Origin of the sequence: Kitasatospora sp. NPDC059817, from assembly GCF_042731835.1 — a bacterium.
Taxonomy (GTDB): Bacteria; Actinomycetota; Actinomycetes; order Streptomycetales; family Streptomycetaceae; genus Kitasatospora.
Window position 1 is genome coordinate 15,359 of sequence record NZ_JBHWIR010000024.1, and the last position, 15,132, is coordinate 30,490.

Sequence of the window (15,132 nt, forward strand, 5' to 3'; positions counted from 1 at the left end):
CGCGCTCGATCCCCCCCCGCCTACCCGACACCACCCTACAATTACCCCCGCCCCGCACACCCCCACCCCCCCCCCGGGGGGGGGGGGGCCCGCCCCCCCCCCCCCCCCTCGACAACTCCCCCTCCCGGTCAGCAAGATGTGACGCCACACCTTCCGCCACACCTTCCGCCACAGCCACCTCGGGGAGCACGCCGATGAGCCGCCGCCTCCAGCACCGGACGGCCCTGCTCGCCGGTCTCACCGCCCTGTCGCTCTCACTGACGCTCTGTTCGTGCGCCTCCGGCCAGGGCGCCGCCGCGGACGGGCCGTCCGCCACCGGGGCCCCCAAGCTCACCTCGATCGACGTCAACCCGCGCGAGCGCTCCCAGCTGCGCCAGGGCGGCACCCTGCACCTGGCGATCGCCCAGTTCTCCCGCCAGTGGTCGCCGATCCAGACCGACGGCAGCGAGTCCTCGACAATCAGCGTCAGCAAGCCGCTGCTGCCGACCTTCTTCCGCTCCGACGCGGCCGGCACCCAGACCGTCAACCCGGCCTACCTGCAAGACGCCCACGCGGAGCTGCGGGACGGCCGGCAGGTCGTCGTCTGGACGCTCAACCCGAAGGCCCACTGGTCCGACGGCACCCCGATCACCTGGCGCGACCTCGAAGCCAACTGGCGCGCGCTGAACGGGAAGGACCCGGCCTACCGGCCCGCCAGCAACACCGGCTTCGAACAGGTCTCCTCGGTCGAGCGGGGCAAGGACGACTTCCAGGCGGTGATGACCTTCGACCGGCCGTTCTCCGAGTGGCAGTCGATGTTCAACGGCGCCGCCAACGCCCCGCTGCTGCCCGCGAGCCGGCTCGCCACCCCGGAGCTGTTCAACTCCGCCTACCTGGACGCGATCCCGGTCACCGCCGGCCCGTTCAAGGTCGAACGGCTGGACCGCGCCGCCCAGACCATCACCCTGGTCGCCGACCCCGCCTGGTGGGGCGACAAGCCGATGCTGGACCGGATCGTCTTCCACGCCATGCTGCCCAACGCCATGGCCCCCGCCTTCGCCAAGGGCGAGATCGACCTCTTCAACAACGGCCCGGACGTCGCCGGCTACCAGACCATCAAGAGCACCAAGGGCGCCGCCGTCCGCCGGGCCGGCGGGCCCGACTTCCGCCAGCTCACCCTCAACGCCCGCACCCCGGCGCTCAGCGACGCGACCGTCCGCCAGGCCGTCTTCCAGGCCGTCAACCGGGACGCCGTCATCCGCTCCGACCTGAACGGCCTGGACTGGCCCGCCGCCCCGCTCAACAACCACCTGCTGGTCGCCAACCAGAACGCCTACCGGGACAACTCCCTCGGCCTCAGCCGCTACGACCCCGCCGAGGCCGCCCGCAAACTGGACGCGGCCGGCTGGCGGCTCGACGGCGACGTCCGCAAGCGCAACGGCCGCGAGCTGAACCTGCGGATGGTCATCCCGGCCGGCGTCACCCAGGCGCAGAGCGAGGCCGACAGCGCCACCAGGACACTCAAGGACGTCGGCATCAAGGTCACCACGGTCACCGCCGCCGCCAACGAGTTCTTCGACAAGTACGTCAACCGCGGCGACTTCGACATCACCGCCTATTCGCTGCTCGGCACGCCCTTCCCGGCCAGCGGCAACCGCGCCGACTTCGTCCAGAACGGCGGCACCAACCACGTCGGCGCGGGCAGCCCGGCGGTGGACGCCGCCCTCGACCGGGCCGCCGCCGCACCCGACGCGGCCACCGCCTCCGAGGCGATCAACCAGGCCGACGGCGAGCTGTGGAAGGTGGCCGGCGTGCTGCCGCTCTACCAGCGCCCGCAGCTGTACGGCGCCCGCGCCAACCTCGCCAACATCGGCGCCCAGGGGCTGTCCGACATCGTCTGGGAGAACGTCGGCTTCGAGCGGTAGGCGGCGGCGACGCGTAGGCGCCCTCAGCCGTGCAGGGTCTCCCGCCAGAAGTGGCAGGCGCTGCGACGGCCCGGCAGTTCGGCGCCCTCGGCGTCCACCACCGGTACCAGCGGCGGGAGTTCGCTCAGGCAGCGGTCCTGCACCCGGTTGCAGCGCGGGTTGAACGCGCAGCCCTGCGGGACCTCCAGGAGGCTGGGCGGCAGGCCCTTGATGGCGTGGAGGTTCTGCCCCTTCTGGTCCAGCCGGGGGATCGAGTCGAGCAGGCCCCGGGTGTACGGGTGGGCGGGGCGCGCGTACAGGTCGCGCACCGGGGCCGTCTCGACGATCCGGCCCGCGTACATCACCGCGATCGTGTCCGCGACGTCGGCGACCACGCCGAGGTCGTGGGTGATCAGGATCAGCCCCATGTGGAACTCGTGCTGCAACTCGGCCAGCAGGTCCATCACCTGGGCCTGGACGGTGACGTCCAGGGCGGTGGCGGGCTCGTCCGCGATGATCAGGTCCGGCTCCATGGAGAGTGCCATGGCGATCATGATGCGCTGGCGCATGCCGCCGGAGAACTGGTGCGGGTAGTCGCCGACGCGCTGCCTGGCCGCCGGGATCCGCACCCGGTCCATCAGCTCGATGGCCCTCTCCCTGGCCTCCTTGCGGCTGGCGCCGCGGTGCACCTGGAACATCTCGCCGAGCTGGTAGCCCACGCTGAGCACCGGGTTGAGCGAGGACAGCGCGTCCTGGAAGATCATCGCGATCTTCTGGCCCCGGACGAACCGCCGGGCCTTGGAGCCCATGGTCAGCAGGTCCTCGCCGCGGTAGAGGATCCGCCCGCCGGTGATCCGCCCGGGCGGCACGTCCAGGATGCCCATGATCGCCTGCGCGGTCACCGACTTGCCCGAACCGGACTCGCCCAGCACCGCCAGCGTCTCCCCGGCCGACACCGAGTAGCTCACCCCGTTGACGGCCCTGGCCACGCCGTCCCGGGTACGGAACTCGACGTGCAGGTCGTCGACCTCCAGCAGCGGGGTCCCGGGCACCAGGTCCTCCCGACCGCCGCCGATCACCTCCACCATGTCCATCCGAGCAGCCCTCCCCCAGCGCGGCAGCGAGCACCTATACGCGCAGAGCAACTATCAACGACCCGACCCCACTTGCGGAATTGCGCGGCACATCTCTTTTCCATCACAAGAAAGGGCGCACCCCCGGTGCGGGGGCGCGCCCTGGATCCCGCGAGCCGCTAACCGGGCCCGGCATCCCCCTGCCCAGCCTCGCGCTCCGCCGCACTCTGCCCGACCTCGCGCTCCGCCGCGCTCTGCCCGACCTCGCGCTCCGCCGCGCTCTGCCCAATCTCGCGCTCCGCAGCGAAGTGACACGCCGAGTCGTGCCGGGCCGCCCCGCCCAGCCAGGACGGCGAGGCGAGCAGCGGGATCTCGGCCGCGCAGCGGTCCTGCGCCTTCCAGCAGCGGGTGCGGAAGCGGCAGCCGGACGGCGGGTTGGCCGGCGAGGGCACGTCCCCGGTGAGCACGATCCGGTCCCGCGACTCCCGGGCCGTCGGGTCCGGCACGGGGACGGCGGAGAGCAGCGCCTGGGTGTACGGGTGGGTGGCGTGGTCGTAGATCTCGGCATCGCTGCCGATCTCGACCATCTTGCCGAGGTACATCACGCCGACCCGGTCCGAGATGTGCCGGACGATGGAGAGGTCGTGCGCGATGAACATGTACGAGAGGTTGAACTCGCCCTGCAGCTTGTCCAGCAGGTTGATCACCTGCGCCTGGACGGACACGTCCAGCGCGGAGACCGGCTCGTCGCAGATGATGATCTCCGGCTTGAGCGCCAACCCCCGTGCGATGCCGATGCGTTGGCGTTGCCCGCCGGAGAACTGGTGCGGGTAGCGGTTGATGTACTCGGGGTTGAGCCCGACCACGTCCAGCAGGTCCTGGACGGCCTTGCGGCGGTCCCCCTTGGGCGCCACCTCGGGGTGGATCTCGAACGGCTCCCCGATGATGTCGCCGACCGTCATGCGCGGGTTCAGCGAGGTGTACGGGTCCTGGAACACCATCTGGATGTTGCGGCGGACGGCCTTCAGCGCCGACCCGGACAGCCGGGAGATCTCCTCGCCCTTGTAGCGGACCGATCCCCCGGTGGCCGGCTCCAGGTTCATCAGCACCTTGGCCAGCGTGGACTTCCCGCAGCCGGACTCGCCGACGACGCCCAGCGTCTCGCCCTGCCTCAGGTCGAAGGAGACCCCGTCGACGGCCTTCACGGCGCCGACCTGCTTCCTGAACAGCACGCCCTTGGTCAGCGGGAAGTGCTTGACCAGGTCCCGGACTTCGAGGATCGGCTCGCCGCGCGGCACCTCCTGGGCGAAGGCGTCCTTCTCCGGCACCGCGGCGCCCAGTGCGCTGGACCCGTTAGCGGCCATGGAGGGTCTCCTTCCAGAAGAAGCAGGCGCTGCCCCGCCCGGCCAGCGGGGCGCCGTCGTCCTCGGCGACCGGGTACAGCTCCGGCACCTCGGCCCGGCAGCGGTCCTGCGCCCGCGGGCAGCGCGGGTTGAAGGCGCAGCCCTGGGGGATCCGCAGCAGGTTGGGCGGCAGGCCCTTGATGGCGTACAGCTCCTGGCCCTTCTGGTCCAGCCGCGGGATGGAGTCCAGCAGGCCGCGGGTGTACGGGTGCGCGGGGCGCGCGTACAGGTCGTGCACCGGGGCGGTCTCGACGATCCGGCCGGCGTACATCACGGCGATCTTGTCGGCGACGTCGGCGACCACGCCGAGGTCGTGGGTGATCAGGATCAGGCCCATGTTGTACTCGGCCTGGAGCTCCGCGAGCAGGTCCATCACCTGGGCCTGCACGGTGACGTCCAGCGCGGTGGTGGGCTCGTCCGCGATGATCAGGTCCGGTTCCAGGGCCAGCGCCATGGCGATCATGATGCGCTGGCGCATGCCGCCGGAGAACTGGTGCGGGTAGTCGTTCACCCGCTGCTTGGCCGCCGGGATGCGCACCCGCTCCATCAGCTCGACGGCCTTCTCCTTGGCCTCCTTGCGGGACGCCCCCCGGTGGGCGCGGAACATCTCGCCGAGCTGGAAGCCCACCGTCAGCACGGGGTTGAGCGAGGACAGCGCGTCCTGGAAGATCATCGCGATCTTCTGGCCGCGGATCCTGCGCCGTTCCTCGTTGCCCATCTTCAGCATGTCCCGGCCGCGGAAGCGGATCTCCCCGCGCGGGATCCGGGCCGGCGGCATGTCCAGGATGCCCATGATCGCCTGCGCGGTCACCGACTTGCCCGAGCCGGACTCGCCGAGCACCGCGAGCGTCTCCCCCGCCCGGACGCTGTAGTCGACCCCGTTGACCGCCTTGGCCACGCCGTCCCGGGTGACGAACTCGACGTGCAGGTCGCGGACGTCGAGCAGCGGCCCCTCGTACGACGCGGCCCGCTCGGACCTGGTGGCGTCCACGGCTGTACTCACGTTGCGCTCCCCTCGCTCAGCGAAGCTTCGGGTCGAGGGCGTCGCGCACCGCGTCGCCCAGCATGATGAAGGCCAGCACGGTGACGGAGAGCGCCACGGCCGGGAAGAACAGCACGTACGGCGCCGTCCGGATCACCTTCTGGGCGGAGGAGATGTCGATGCCCCAGGAGATGGTCGGGTCCTGCAGACCGATGCCGAGGAAGCTCAGCGTCGCCTCGGTGGCGATGTAGCCGCCGAGCGCGATGGTGGCGACGACGATCACGGGGGCGATGGCGTTCGGCAGGATGTGCCGGAACATCAGCCGCCCCGTCCCGGCGCCGAGCGCCCGGCCAGCCACCACGTAGTCGGACTGTTTGACGGTCAGCACGGCGCCGCGCATGACGCGGGCGATCTGGGTCCAACCGAGGAAGGCCAACGCGATGACCACGCTCCACACCGTGCGGGTGGTGAAGGCGTTCAGCAGCACCAGGGCGCCGAGCAGCAGCGGGAGGCCGAAGAAGATGTCGGTGATCCGGGAGATCACCGCGTCGACGGCGCCGCCAAAGTAGCCGGCGACCATGCCGGCCAGTCCGCCGAGCACGGTGACCGACAGGGTCACGCAGATGCCGACGGTGATCGAGGCCCGGGCGCCGTACACCACCCGGGCGTAGATCGACCGGCCCTGCCCGTCGTAGCCGAACCAGCCGGCGCCGAAGAAGTCCGTCCAGTCCGGCCGCCTGAGGTAGTCGTGGATCAGGTCGGCCTTGCGCGGGTCGGCGTCGGTGAACGCCCAGGGGAAGATCGCCATGACGACCAGCAGCAGGATCAGCACGGCGGAGATCAGGAAGATCGGCCGCCGGCGCAGGTCCCGCCAGGCGTCGCCCCAGAGGCTGCGGGCCTCCTCCCGCTTGGCCGGGTCGGGCTCGACCAGGGTCTCCTGCTCGACCGCCATGCCCTGCTCCCCGGCGTAGTCGAGGTGTGAGACCCCGGGCTTGGGGTGCGGCTCGTAGGAGTTCTCGTCGTGGATGTCAGGCATAGCGGATCCTCGGGTCCAGGACCGCGTAGAGCAGGTCGACGAGCAGGCTGGCGACGAGGTAGACGATCACCAGGACGGTCACGATGCCGACCACGGTGGGGCCTTCCTTCTGGTTGATCGCCCGGTACAGGACGTTGCCGACGCCCTGCACGTTGAAGATGCCCTCGGTGACGATCGCCCCGCCCATCAGGGCGCCGAGGTCGGTGCCGAGGAAGGTGACCACCGGGATCAGCGAGTTGCGCAGCAGGTGGCGGGAGATGACGGTCCGCCGGGGCAGGCCCTTGGCGACCGCCGTGCGGATGTAGTCGGCCCGCAGGTTCTCGCCGATGGACGTCCGGGTGAGCCGGGCGACGTACGCGAGCGAGAGCGAGCCCAGCACGATCGCGGGCAGGATCAGCTGGGAGAGGTCGGTGGAGTCCTGCACCGTCGGGGTGACCCAGCCGAGGTTGGTGGCGAAGATCGTCTGTGCGATGTAGGCCAGCACGAAGACCGGGATCGAGATCACCACCAGGGTGAGGATCAGCACCAGGGTGTCCTGGATGCTGCCGCGCCGGAGGCCGGAGGCCATACCGAGGGCGAGGCCGAGGACCACTTCGAAGACGAAGGCCATCAGCGCGAGCCGGATGGTGACCGGGAAGGCGGTCGCCATGATCTCGGAGACGGGGCGGCCGGTGAAGCTCGTCCCGAAGTCCCCCTGGAAGAGGTTCCCCATGTAGTGCAGGTACTGCTTCCAGACCGGCTGGTCCAGGAAGTACTTGTGCTTGATGCTGGCCACGATGGCCGGGTCGGCGGCCTTCTCGCCGAACAGCGCCGACACCGGGTCGCCCGGCAGCGTGTAGACCATCAGGAAGATCAGCAGCGTGGTGCCAAAGAACACCGGGATCATCTGCAGCACCCGCCGCAGCACGTAACTGCCCATCCGAGCCTCCTTCCTAGACGTGCCCTGGGTGCACGGCCGGCCGGGGACGGTCGGCCGGGAGGGCCGGGCCCCGCCCTCCGTGCGGGAAGGACGGGGCCGGCGCGAGGGGTCGGGGGATCAGCCCTTGACCTCGACCTGGGTCCAGGCCGGGTTGCCGAAGGAGTCGAACTTCACGTTCTGCACCTTGGTCGAGTAACCCGAGTTGGTGCGGTAGTACCAGAGCGGGATGGCCGGCATCCCGCTCGGCAGCACCGCCTCGGCCTGCTGGTAGCCGGTCACCGTGTCGGCGACGCTGGCGGCCTCGTCGGCCTTGGTGGCCGCCTGGTCGAACTGCGGGTTGCTGTAGCCGAAGTCGTTGGACGCGGCGCCGGTGCGGTACACGTCGGACAGGAAGTTGGCGTTCAGCGGGTAGTCCTGCACCCAGCCGGTGCGGAAGGCGCCGTTGACCTGGTGCCCGGTGATCGCGGCGCGCGCGGTCTTGAAGTCGGGCTTCGGGTCGCCGAGGCACTCGACGCCGGTGCTCTGCCGGATCGAGTTGCAGACCGCGTCGACCCACTCCTTGTGGCCGCCGTCGGAGTTGTAGGTGATCAGCAGCTTGTTGCCGGGGACGCCACCGCCGTCGCTGATCAGCTGCTTGGCCTTCGCCGGATCGAACTTGCAGAAGTCGCCGCAGGCGCCGTCCTTGTAGCCCTCGACGCCCTCGGCCACCCAGGCGGTGGCCGGCTTGCGGGAGTTCTGCAGCACCGTCTTGGTGATGGTGTCGCGGTCGATCGCCATGGACAGGCCCTGGCGCACCTTGGCCTTGTCGGGCGCGGCCCAGTCGGCCTGGTAGAGGGTGAAGCCGATGTTCTGGATGGCGCCCTGCGGGGCGTCGATCGCCCGGTCGCCGAGGTCGCTCTTGTACGTCGCCAGCGCGGACGGCGGCACCTGGTCCATCACGTCCAGGTTGCTGGACTGGAGGTCGGCGTAGGCGGCCTCGGACGTGGTGTACATCTTGAAGACGATGCCGCCGTTCTTCGGCTTGTCGACGCCCTGGTAGTCCGGGAAGGCCTTGGTGACGACCTCGGAGTTGTGGTTCCAACTGACGAACTGGTAGGGGCCGTTGCCCACCGGCTTCTGCCCGTACCCGGTCGGGTCGTTGAAGAAGGCGTCCGGCAGCGGGGAGAAGGCGATGTAGCCGAGCTTGTACTCGAAGTACGAGACCTTGTTGCTGAGCTTGACGGTGAAGTGCAGGTCGTCGACCACGGTCAGGCCGGACATCTTGGTCGCGGTCGGCTGGCCGCTGACGGGGTGGACGTTCTGGTAGCCCTCGATGTCGGAGAACCAGGAGCTGTTGATCTGGTTGTTGCTGGTGGTCGCGCTCCAGTTCCAGGAGTCCACGAAGTTCTTGGCGTGCACCGGCGTGCCGTCGTGGAACTTCCAGCCGTCCTTCAGCGTGACGTCGAAGGTCTGGGAGTCACTGGTGTCGATCTTGTCGGCGACCTGCATCCGGATCTTGGCGGTGGCGGGGTCGTAGTCGACCAGCCCCTTGAAGAGGTTCTGGATGATGCGACCACCGCCGACCTCGTTCGCGTTGGCGGGCTGCAGCGGGTTCTGCGGCTCACTGCTCTGGTAGCTGAAGCTCTTGCTGCTGTCCGACGAGCTGTTGCTGCTTCCGCCGCCGCCGCTGCTGCACCCGGTGGCCACCAGGGCCACGGATGTCGCAGCGGCGAGGACCCAGCGAGCACGGGCGGCTACGGGCATGGAGGTCCCTCCTCGTGGTGTGTGTCGCATCACACCCCATGAGAAGCGCGCCCGGTCGACGGCGCGAGTCGAATGCACCCGGACGGGTGCGTTGAGCGCCCCGTGAGTTGACGGAACGACGGAAGGGCCCGCGGCACGAAGCCACGGGCCCTTCCGGGGATGCCACGGGGAGTCAGGCGGCGGCCGGCTCCCGGACCTCGGCGAAGTGACAGGCCGAGTCGTGCGCGGCCGGGCCCTTCAGCACCGAGGGCACCGCGAGCAGCGGGATCTCCTCGGCGCAGCGGTCCTCCGCCTTCCAGCAGCGGGTGCGGAAGCGGCAGCCGGACGGCGGGTTGGCCGGCGAGGGGATGTCACCGGTCAGGATGATCCGATCGCGGTTCTCGCGCGCCGTCGGGTCCGGCACCGGCACCGCGGAGAGCAGCGCCTGGGTGTACGGGTGGGTGGCGTTCTCGTAGATCTGCTCGTCGGTGCCGATCTCGACCATCTTGCCGAGGTACATCACGCCGACGCGGTCGGAGATGTGCCGGACGATGGAGAGGTCGTGCGCGATGAACATGTACGACAGGCCGAAGTCGCCCTGCAGCTTCTCCAGCAGGTTGATCACCTGCGCCTGGACGGACACGTCCAGGGCGGAGACCGGCTCGTCGCAGATGATGATCTCGGGCTTGAGCGCGAGACCGCGGGCGATGCCGATGCGCTGGCGCTGGCCGCCGGAGAACTGGTGCGGGTACCGGTTGATGTACTCCGGGTTCAGACCCACGACGTCCAGCAGGTCCTGGACGGCCTTGCGGCGGTCGCCCTTGGGCGCCACCTCGGGGTGGATCTCGAACGGCTCCCCGATGATGTCGCCGACGGTCATGCGCGGGTTCAGCGAGGTGTACGGGTCCTGGAACACCATCTGGATGTTCCGGCGGACGGCCTTGAGGGCCTGGCCGGACAGCTTGGAGATGTCCTCGCCCTTGAACAGCACCTGGCCGGAGGTGGCCCGCTCCAGGTTCATCAGCACCTTGGCCAGCGTGGACTTGCCACAGCCGGACTCGCCGACGATGCCGAGCGTCTCGCCCTTCGCCAGCTCGAAGGAGATGCCGTCGACCGCCTTGACCGCGCCGACCTGCTTCTTGAAGAGGATGCCCTGGCTCAGCGGGTAGTGCTTGACCAGGTCCCTGACCTCCAGGATGGGCTCAGCCATGGAGGGTCTCCTTCCAGAGGTGGCACGCGCTGCGGCGGCCGGTGAGCTCCTTGCCGTCCTTGTCCGCCACCTGGTGCAGCGCCGGGATCTCCGTGCGGCACAGGTCGGTGGCGACGTCACAGCGGGGGTTGAACGCGCAGCCGGCCGGGACCTTCAGCAGGTTCGGGGGCAGGCCCTTGATCGCGTACAGCTCCTGGCCCTTCTGGTCCAGGCGCGGGATCGAGCGGAGCAGGCCCTTGGTGTACGGGTGCGCCGGGTTGGCGTACAGGTCGTGCACCGGGGCGGTCTCGACGATCCGGCCCGCGTACATCACGGCGATCTTGTCCGCGACGTCGGCGACCACGCCGAGGTCGTGGGTGATCAGGATCAGGCCCATGTTGTACTCGGCCTGGAGCTCCGCGAGCAGGTCCATCACCTGGGCCTGGACGGTGACGTCCAGGGCGGTGGTGGGCTCGTCCGCGATGATCAGGTCGGGCTGCATGGAGAGCGCCATGGCGATCATGATGCGCTGGCGCATGCCGCCGGAGAACTGGTGCGGGTAGTCGCCGACGCGCTGCCTGGCGGCCGGGATGCGCACCCGGTCCATCAGCTCGATGGCCTTCTCCTTGGCGTCCTTCTTGGAAGCGCCCTGGTGCACCCGGAACATCTCGCCGAGCTGGTAGCCCACGCTGAGCACGGGGTTGAGCGAGGACAGCGCGTCCTGGAAGATCATCGCGATCTTCTGGCCGCGGATCCTGCGCCGCTCCTCGTTGCCCATCTTGAGCATGTCCTGGCCGCGGTACAGGATCTCGCCCTGCGTCACCTTGCCGGGCGGCATGTCCAGGATGCCCATGATGGTCTGGGCGGTCACGGACTTGCCGGAGCCGGACTCTCCGAGCACGGCGAGCGTCTCGCCCGCCGCGACGGAGTAGTTGACGCCGTTCACGGCCTTCGCGATGCCGTCCCGGGTGTGGAACTCCACGTGGAGGTTCTTGACCTCCAGCAGCGGGGTGCCAACTTCGAGTCGGCCGCTCTTCTGGTTGTTGTTCTCGATCACGGTGGTCATCGGGTCGTCACCTCTTCTCTCAGCGGAGCTTCGGGTCGAGGGCGTCGCGCACCGCGTCGCCGAGCATGATGAAGGCCAGAACCGTGAGGCTCAGCATTCCGGCGGGGAAGAACAGGGCGAACGGAGCGGTCCGGATCACCTTCTGGGCGGTGTTGATGTCGATGCCCCAGGAGATGGTCGGGTCCTGCAGACCGATGCCGAGGAAGCTCAGCGTCGCCTCGGTGGCGATGTAGCCGCCGAGCGCGATGGTGGCGACGACGATCACGGGGGCGACCGCGTTCGGCAGGATGTGCTTCCACAGGATCCGGCTGGTGCCGGCGCCGAGCGCCTTGGCCGCCGTCACGAAGTCGGCCTGCTTGATGGTGATGACCGAACCGCGCATGACACGGGTCATCTGGGTCCAGCCCAGGGCGACCAGTGCGAACACCACGCTCCAGATGGTGCGCGAGGTGAAGGCGTTGAGGATCACCAGGGCGCCGAGCAGCAGCGGGATGCCGAAGAAGATGTCGGTGACCCGGGAGATGATCGTGTCGACCCAGCCACCGAAGTAGCCGGCCAGCATGCCGGTGATGCTGCCGAGGATGGTCACACCCGCGGTGACGCAGATGCCGACGACGACCGAGGCACGGGCCCCGTAGATCACCCGGGCGTAGATGCTGCGGCCCTGGAGGTCGTAGCCGAACCAGTCGGCCTGGAAGAAGTGGCTGTAGTTCGGCTTCGTCAGGTAGTGCGCGCGCAGGTCGCCTGCGCGCGGGTCCGCCGAAGTGAACAGCCCGGGGGCGATCGCGATGACGATCAGCAGCAGGATCAGCAGCGCGGAGATCACGAAGATCGGCTTGCGGCGCAGGTCGTGCCAGGCGTCGGAGCCGAGGCTGCGGGCCTTCTCGGGCTTGGCCGCCGCGGTGTCGGCGGCGCGCTGGGCCGGGATCTCCTCGGCCGTCTTCTTCTCGGTCAGGTCAGGCATAACGGATCCTCGGGTCCAGGACCGCGTAAAGCAGGTCGACGATCAGGCCGGCGGCCAGGTACACGAGCACCAGGAAGGCCACGAAGCCGGAGACGGTCGTGCCCTCCTTCAGGTTGATCGCGTGGAAGAGCGCGTTACCGACACCCTTGACGTTGAAGATGCCCTCGGTGACGATCGCGCCGCCCATCAGGGCGCCGAGGTCGGTGCCGAGGAAGGTGACCACCGGGATCATCGAGTTGCGGAGCAGGTGGGTGCCGATCACCTTGCGCCGCGGCAGGCCCTTGGCCACCGCGGTGCGGACGTAGTCGGCCTTGATGTTCTCGGCTATGGAAGTACGGGTGAGGCGCGCCACGTACGCCAGCGACAGCGAGCCGAGCACGATGGCCGGCAGCATCAGCTGGGTGATGTCGTTCGAGTCCTGGACGGTCGGCGTGACCCACTTCAGGTCGTCCGCGAAGACCGTCTGGAAGATGAAGCCGAGCACCGGAACCGGGATCGAGATCAGCAGCAGGGTCATGACCAGGGTGCCCTTGTCGAACGCCTTGCCCCGGCGAAGACCGGCGAACAGGCCGACAGAGACGCCCAGCACGATCTCGATGATGAAGGCCAGCAGCGCCAGCCGGACCGTGACCGGCAGCGCCTCGGTGATCACATCGAGCACCGGCCGTCCGGCCAGGGTGGTTCCGAAGTCACCGGTGAGCAGTTTCCCCATGTAATCGACGTACTGCTCGTACCACGGCTTGTCGAAGCCCATCTGGTGGGTCAGTGCGGCGAGCTGGGCCGGGTCCGGCGCCTTGTCGCCCCACATCGCGGCCACCGGGTCACCCGGCAGCAAGTGCACCATGACAAAGATGAGCAAGGTCGTTCCGAAGAAGACCGGGATCATCTGGAGCAGTCGCCTCGCGACAAAGCGCCCCATCGTGCCTCCATGTATGACTCTGCCGGGCCCGTCATCCCGGCCAGAGATAAGTCGGCGTGCCAACGGCCGGTGCCAGTCCTCGCCCTTGTGGGGATGGACGGGCACCGGCCGTTGTCACCGGGTCAGGCGGTGCCGACCGATTACTTCTTCTTGACCTCGACGTCGGTGTAGACCGGGTTGCCGAAGGAGTCGAACTTCACGTTCTGGACGTTGTTGGACCAGCCGGAGCTGGTCTTGTAGTACCAGAGCGGGATGGCCGGCATGTCCTTGGCCAGGACGGCCTCGGCCTGCTGGTAGAGCTCCGCGGTCTTCTCGACCGAGGTGGCCGCGTCGGCCTCCTTGGAGAGCTTGTCGAACTCCGGGCTGGAGTAGCCGGCGTCGTTCGCGGCGGCACCGGTGCCGTAGACGTCGCGCAGGAAGTTCGCGTTCAGCGGGTAGTCCTGCACCCAGCCGGTACGCATCATGCTCGACACCTGACGCTTGGTCACCAGGTCGCGCGAGGTCTTGAAGTCGGGCTTCGGGTCACCGAGGCACTCGACGCCGGTGGCCTGGCGGATCGAGTTGCAGACCGCGTCGACCCACTCCTTGTGACCGCCATCGGAGTTGTACAGGATGGTGATCTTGTTACCGGGGACACCGTTGCCCTCGGCGATGAGCTGCTTGGCCTTCGCCGGGTCGTACTTGCAGGCGTCGCCGCAGCTGCCGGCCTTGAAGCCCATGACGCCGGGCGCCACGAACGCGTCGGCGGGCTGACGCGTGCCGTTCAGCACGGTCTTGGTGATGGTGTCACGGTCGATGGCCATCGACAGGCCCTGGCGGACCTTGGCCTTCTCCGGAGCGTTCCACTCGGCGTTGTACAGCGCGAAGGAGATGTTCTGGATGGCGCCCTGCGGCTGGTCGACCGCGCGCTTGCCCAGGTCGTCCTTGTACTTGGGCAGGTCGGTCGAGTCGACCTGGTCCAGGACGTCGAGGGTGTCCGACATCAGGTCCTTGTACGCGGCCTCACCGGAGGTGTAGTTCCGGAAGACGATGCCGCCGTTCTTGGCCTTGTTGACGCCCGCGTACTTGTCGTAGGCGGCCAGGGTGATGGCCTTGTTGTGCTCCCACGAGACGAACTTGTACGGGCCGTTGCCGACCGGCTTCTGGCCGTAGCCCGCCGGGTCGGAGAAGAACCCGGTCGGCAGCGGGTAGAAGGCCGAGTAGCCGAGCTTGTACGTGAAGTACGAGACCGGGCTGGTCAGCTCGATGGTGAAGTGCGTGTCGTCGACGACCTTCAGACCGGACATGGTGTCGGCGGTCGGGTCACCCTTCTCCGGGTGAACGGCGTCGTAGCCGACGATGTCGGAGAACCAGTCCGAGTTGATCTGGTTGTTCTTGGTGTTCGCCGACCAGTTCCAGGAGTCCACGAAGGACTTGGCCGTCACCGGGGTGCCGTCGTGGAAAGTCCAACCGGACTTCAGCGTGACGGTGTAGCTCTTGGAGTCAGTGGTCTCGATCTTGTCGGCCACCTGGTTACGCAGGGCGCCGGTGGCGGGGTCGTAGTCGACAAGGCCCTGGAAGAGCTGCTTGACGATGCGGCCGCCCTGGTTCTCCATGGCGTTGGCCGGCTGCAGCGGACGCTGCGGCTCGCCGCTCTGGTAGCTGAACACGCCCTGGGCGTTGACCGCAGCGCCATCGGAGCTGCTCCCACCGGTGGAACCGCCACTGCTACAAGCAGTCGCGGCGAGGGCGACCGCAACAGCTGCGACAACCCACTTGGCCTGGCTCCCACCACGCATCGGTGTGCCTCCTGAATTCGACGTTGCAACGAGGAGGGCACTGCGGACGGGTGTTACCTGGCCCGCTGTGCCGTCCGCGCTCGTGGTTTCGGCGCGCACCCCTGCGCGTCACCCTTGACCCGAGCCTGACTGCACCCACTATCCGTCACGCACGGACACGAAAGTGACCAGTGACGATCTCAATTAGGTCACATGAAC

12 protein-coding genes are annotated in these 15,132 nt (G+C 68.6%); 1 reads left to right on the forward strand and 11 read right to left on the reverse strand.

Annotation, left to right across the window (positions count from 1 at the left end; translation table 11 throughout):
* Positions 1–194: 194 nt before the first annotated feature.
* A complete protein-coding gene (locus tag ACFV61_RS08100; protein WP_380490681.1) occupies positions 195–1,904 on the forward strand; it encodes an ABC transporter family substrate-binding protein in 1,710 nt (569 codons plus the stop codon).
* Between the two features lie 23 nt (positions 1,905–1,927).
* Here ACFV61_RS08100 and ACFV61_RS08105 read toward each other — a convergent pair whose 3' ends face one another.
* The 11 genes from ACFV61_RS08105 to ACFV61_RS08155 form a co-directional block, all read right to left on the reverse strand.
* Positions 1,928–2,977 carry an ABC transporter ATP-binding protein gene (locus tag ACFV61_RS08105; RefSeq protein ID WP_380490683.1) on the reverse strand — a complete coding sequence of 350 codons (1,050 nt, stop codon included), beginning with the start codon at positions 2,975–2,977 and terminating at the stop codon, positions 1,928–1,930.
* Between the two features lie 158 nt (positions 2,978–3,135).
* The gene (locus ACFV61_RS08110) at positions 3,136–4,320 is read right to left on the reverse strand and encodes an ABC transporter ATP-binding protein (RefSeq protein ID WP_380490686.1); all 1,185 of its coding nucleotides are present in this window, start codon (positions 4,318–4,320) and stop codon (positions 3,136–3,138) included.
* The gene (locus tag ACFV61_RS08115; RefSeq protein WP_380490689.1) at positions 4,310–5,362 is read right to left on the reverse strand and encodes an ABC transporter ATP-binding protein; all 1,053 of its coding nucleotides are present in this window, start codon (positions 5,360–5,362) and stop codon (positions 4,310–4,312) included. The genes ACFV61_RS08110 and ACFV61_RS08115 overlap by 11 nt, the downstream gene beginning before the upstream one ends.
* Before the next feature lie 16 nt (positions 5,363–5,378).
* On the reverse strand, positions 5,379–6,293 hold the full coding sequence (locus tag ACFV61_RS08120) for an ABC transporter permease (RefSeq protein WP_380423928.1): 915 nt from the start codon (positions 6,291–6,293) through the stop codon (positions 5,379–5,381).
* 76 nt (positions 6,294–6,369) lie between these two features.
* Complete coding sequence (locus ACFV61_RS08125) at positions 6,370–7,296, reverse strand: ABC transporter permease (RefSeq protein ID WP_063347955.1); 927 nt, start codon at positions 7,294–7,296, stop codon at positions 6,370–6,372.
* Between the two features lie 117 nt (positions 7,297–7,413).
* A complete protein-coding gene (locus ACFV61_RS08130; RefSeq protein WP_380374694.1) occupies positions 7,414–9,039 on the reverse strand; it encodes an ABC transporter substrate-binding protein in 1,626 nt (541 codons plus the stop codon).
* A 172-nt stretch (positions 9,040–9,211) separates the two neighbouring features.
* Entirely contained in the window at positions 9,212–10,228 is a 1,017-nt protein-coding gene (locus tag ACFV61_RS08135) for an ABC transporter ATP-binding protein (RefSeq protein WP_063347957.1), read from the reverse strand.
* Positions 10,221–11,273, reverse strand: a complete 1,053-nt coding sequence (locus tag ACFV61_RS08140) for an ABC transporter ATP-binding protein (protein WP_063347958.1) — start codon at positions 11,271–11,273, stop codon at positions 10,221–10,223. The genes ACFV61_RS08135 and ACFV61_RS08140 overlap by 8 nt, the downstream gene beginning before the upstream one ends.
* Before the next feature lie 19 nt (positions 11,274–11,292).
* On the reverse strand, positions 11,293–12,237 hold the full coding sequence (locus ACFV61_RS08145) for an ABC transporter permease (protein WP_063347959.1): 945 nt from the start codon (positions 12,235–12,237) through the stop codon (positions 11,293–11,295).
* Entirely contained in the window at positions 12,230–13,156 is a 927-nt protein-coding gene (locus ACFV61_RS08150; RefSeq protein WP_063347960.1) for an ABC transporter permease, read from the reverse strand. Before ACFV61_RS08150 ends, ACFV61_RS08145 begins: the two co-directional genes overlap by 8 nt.
* A 140-nt stretch (positions 13,157–13,296) precedes the next feature.
* The gene (locus tag ACFV61_RS08155) at positions 13,297–14,934 is read right to left on the reverse strand and encodes an ABC transporter substrate-binding protein (protein ID WP_063347961.1); all 1,638 of its coding nucleotides are present in this window, start codon (positions 14,932–14,934) and stop codon (positions 13,297–13,299) included.
* Positions 14,935–15,132: the final 198 nt, after the last annotated feature.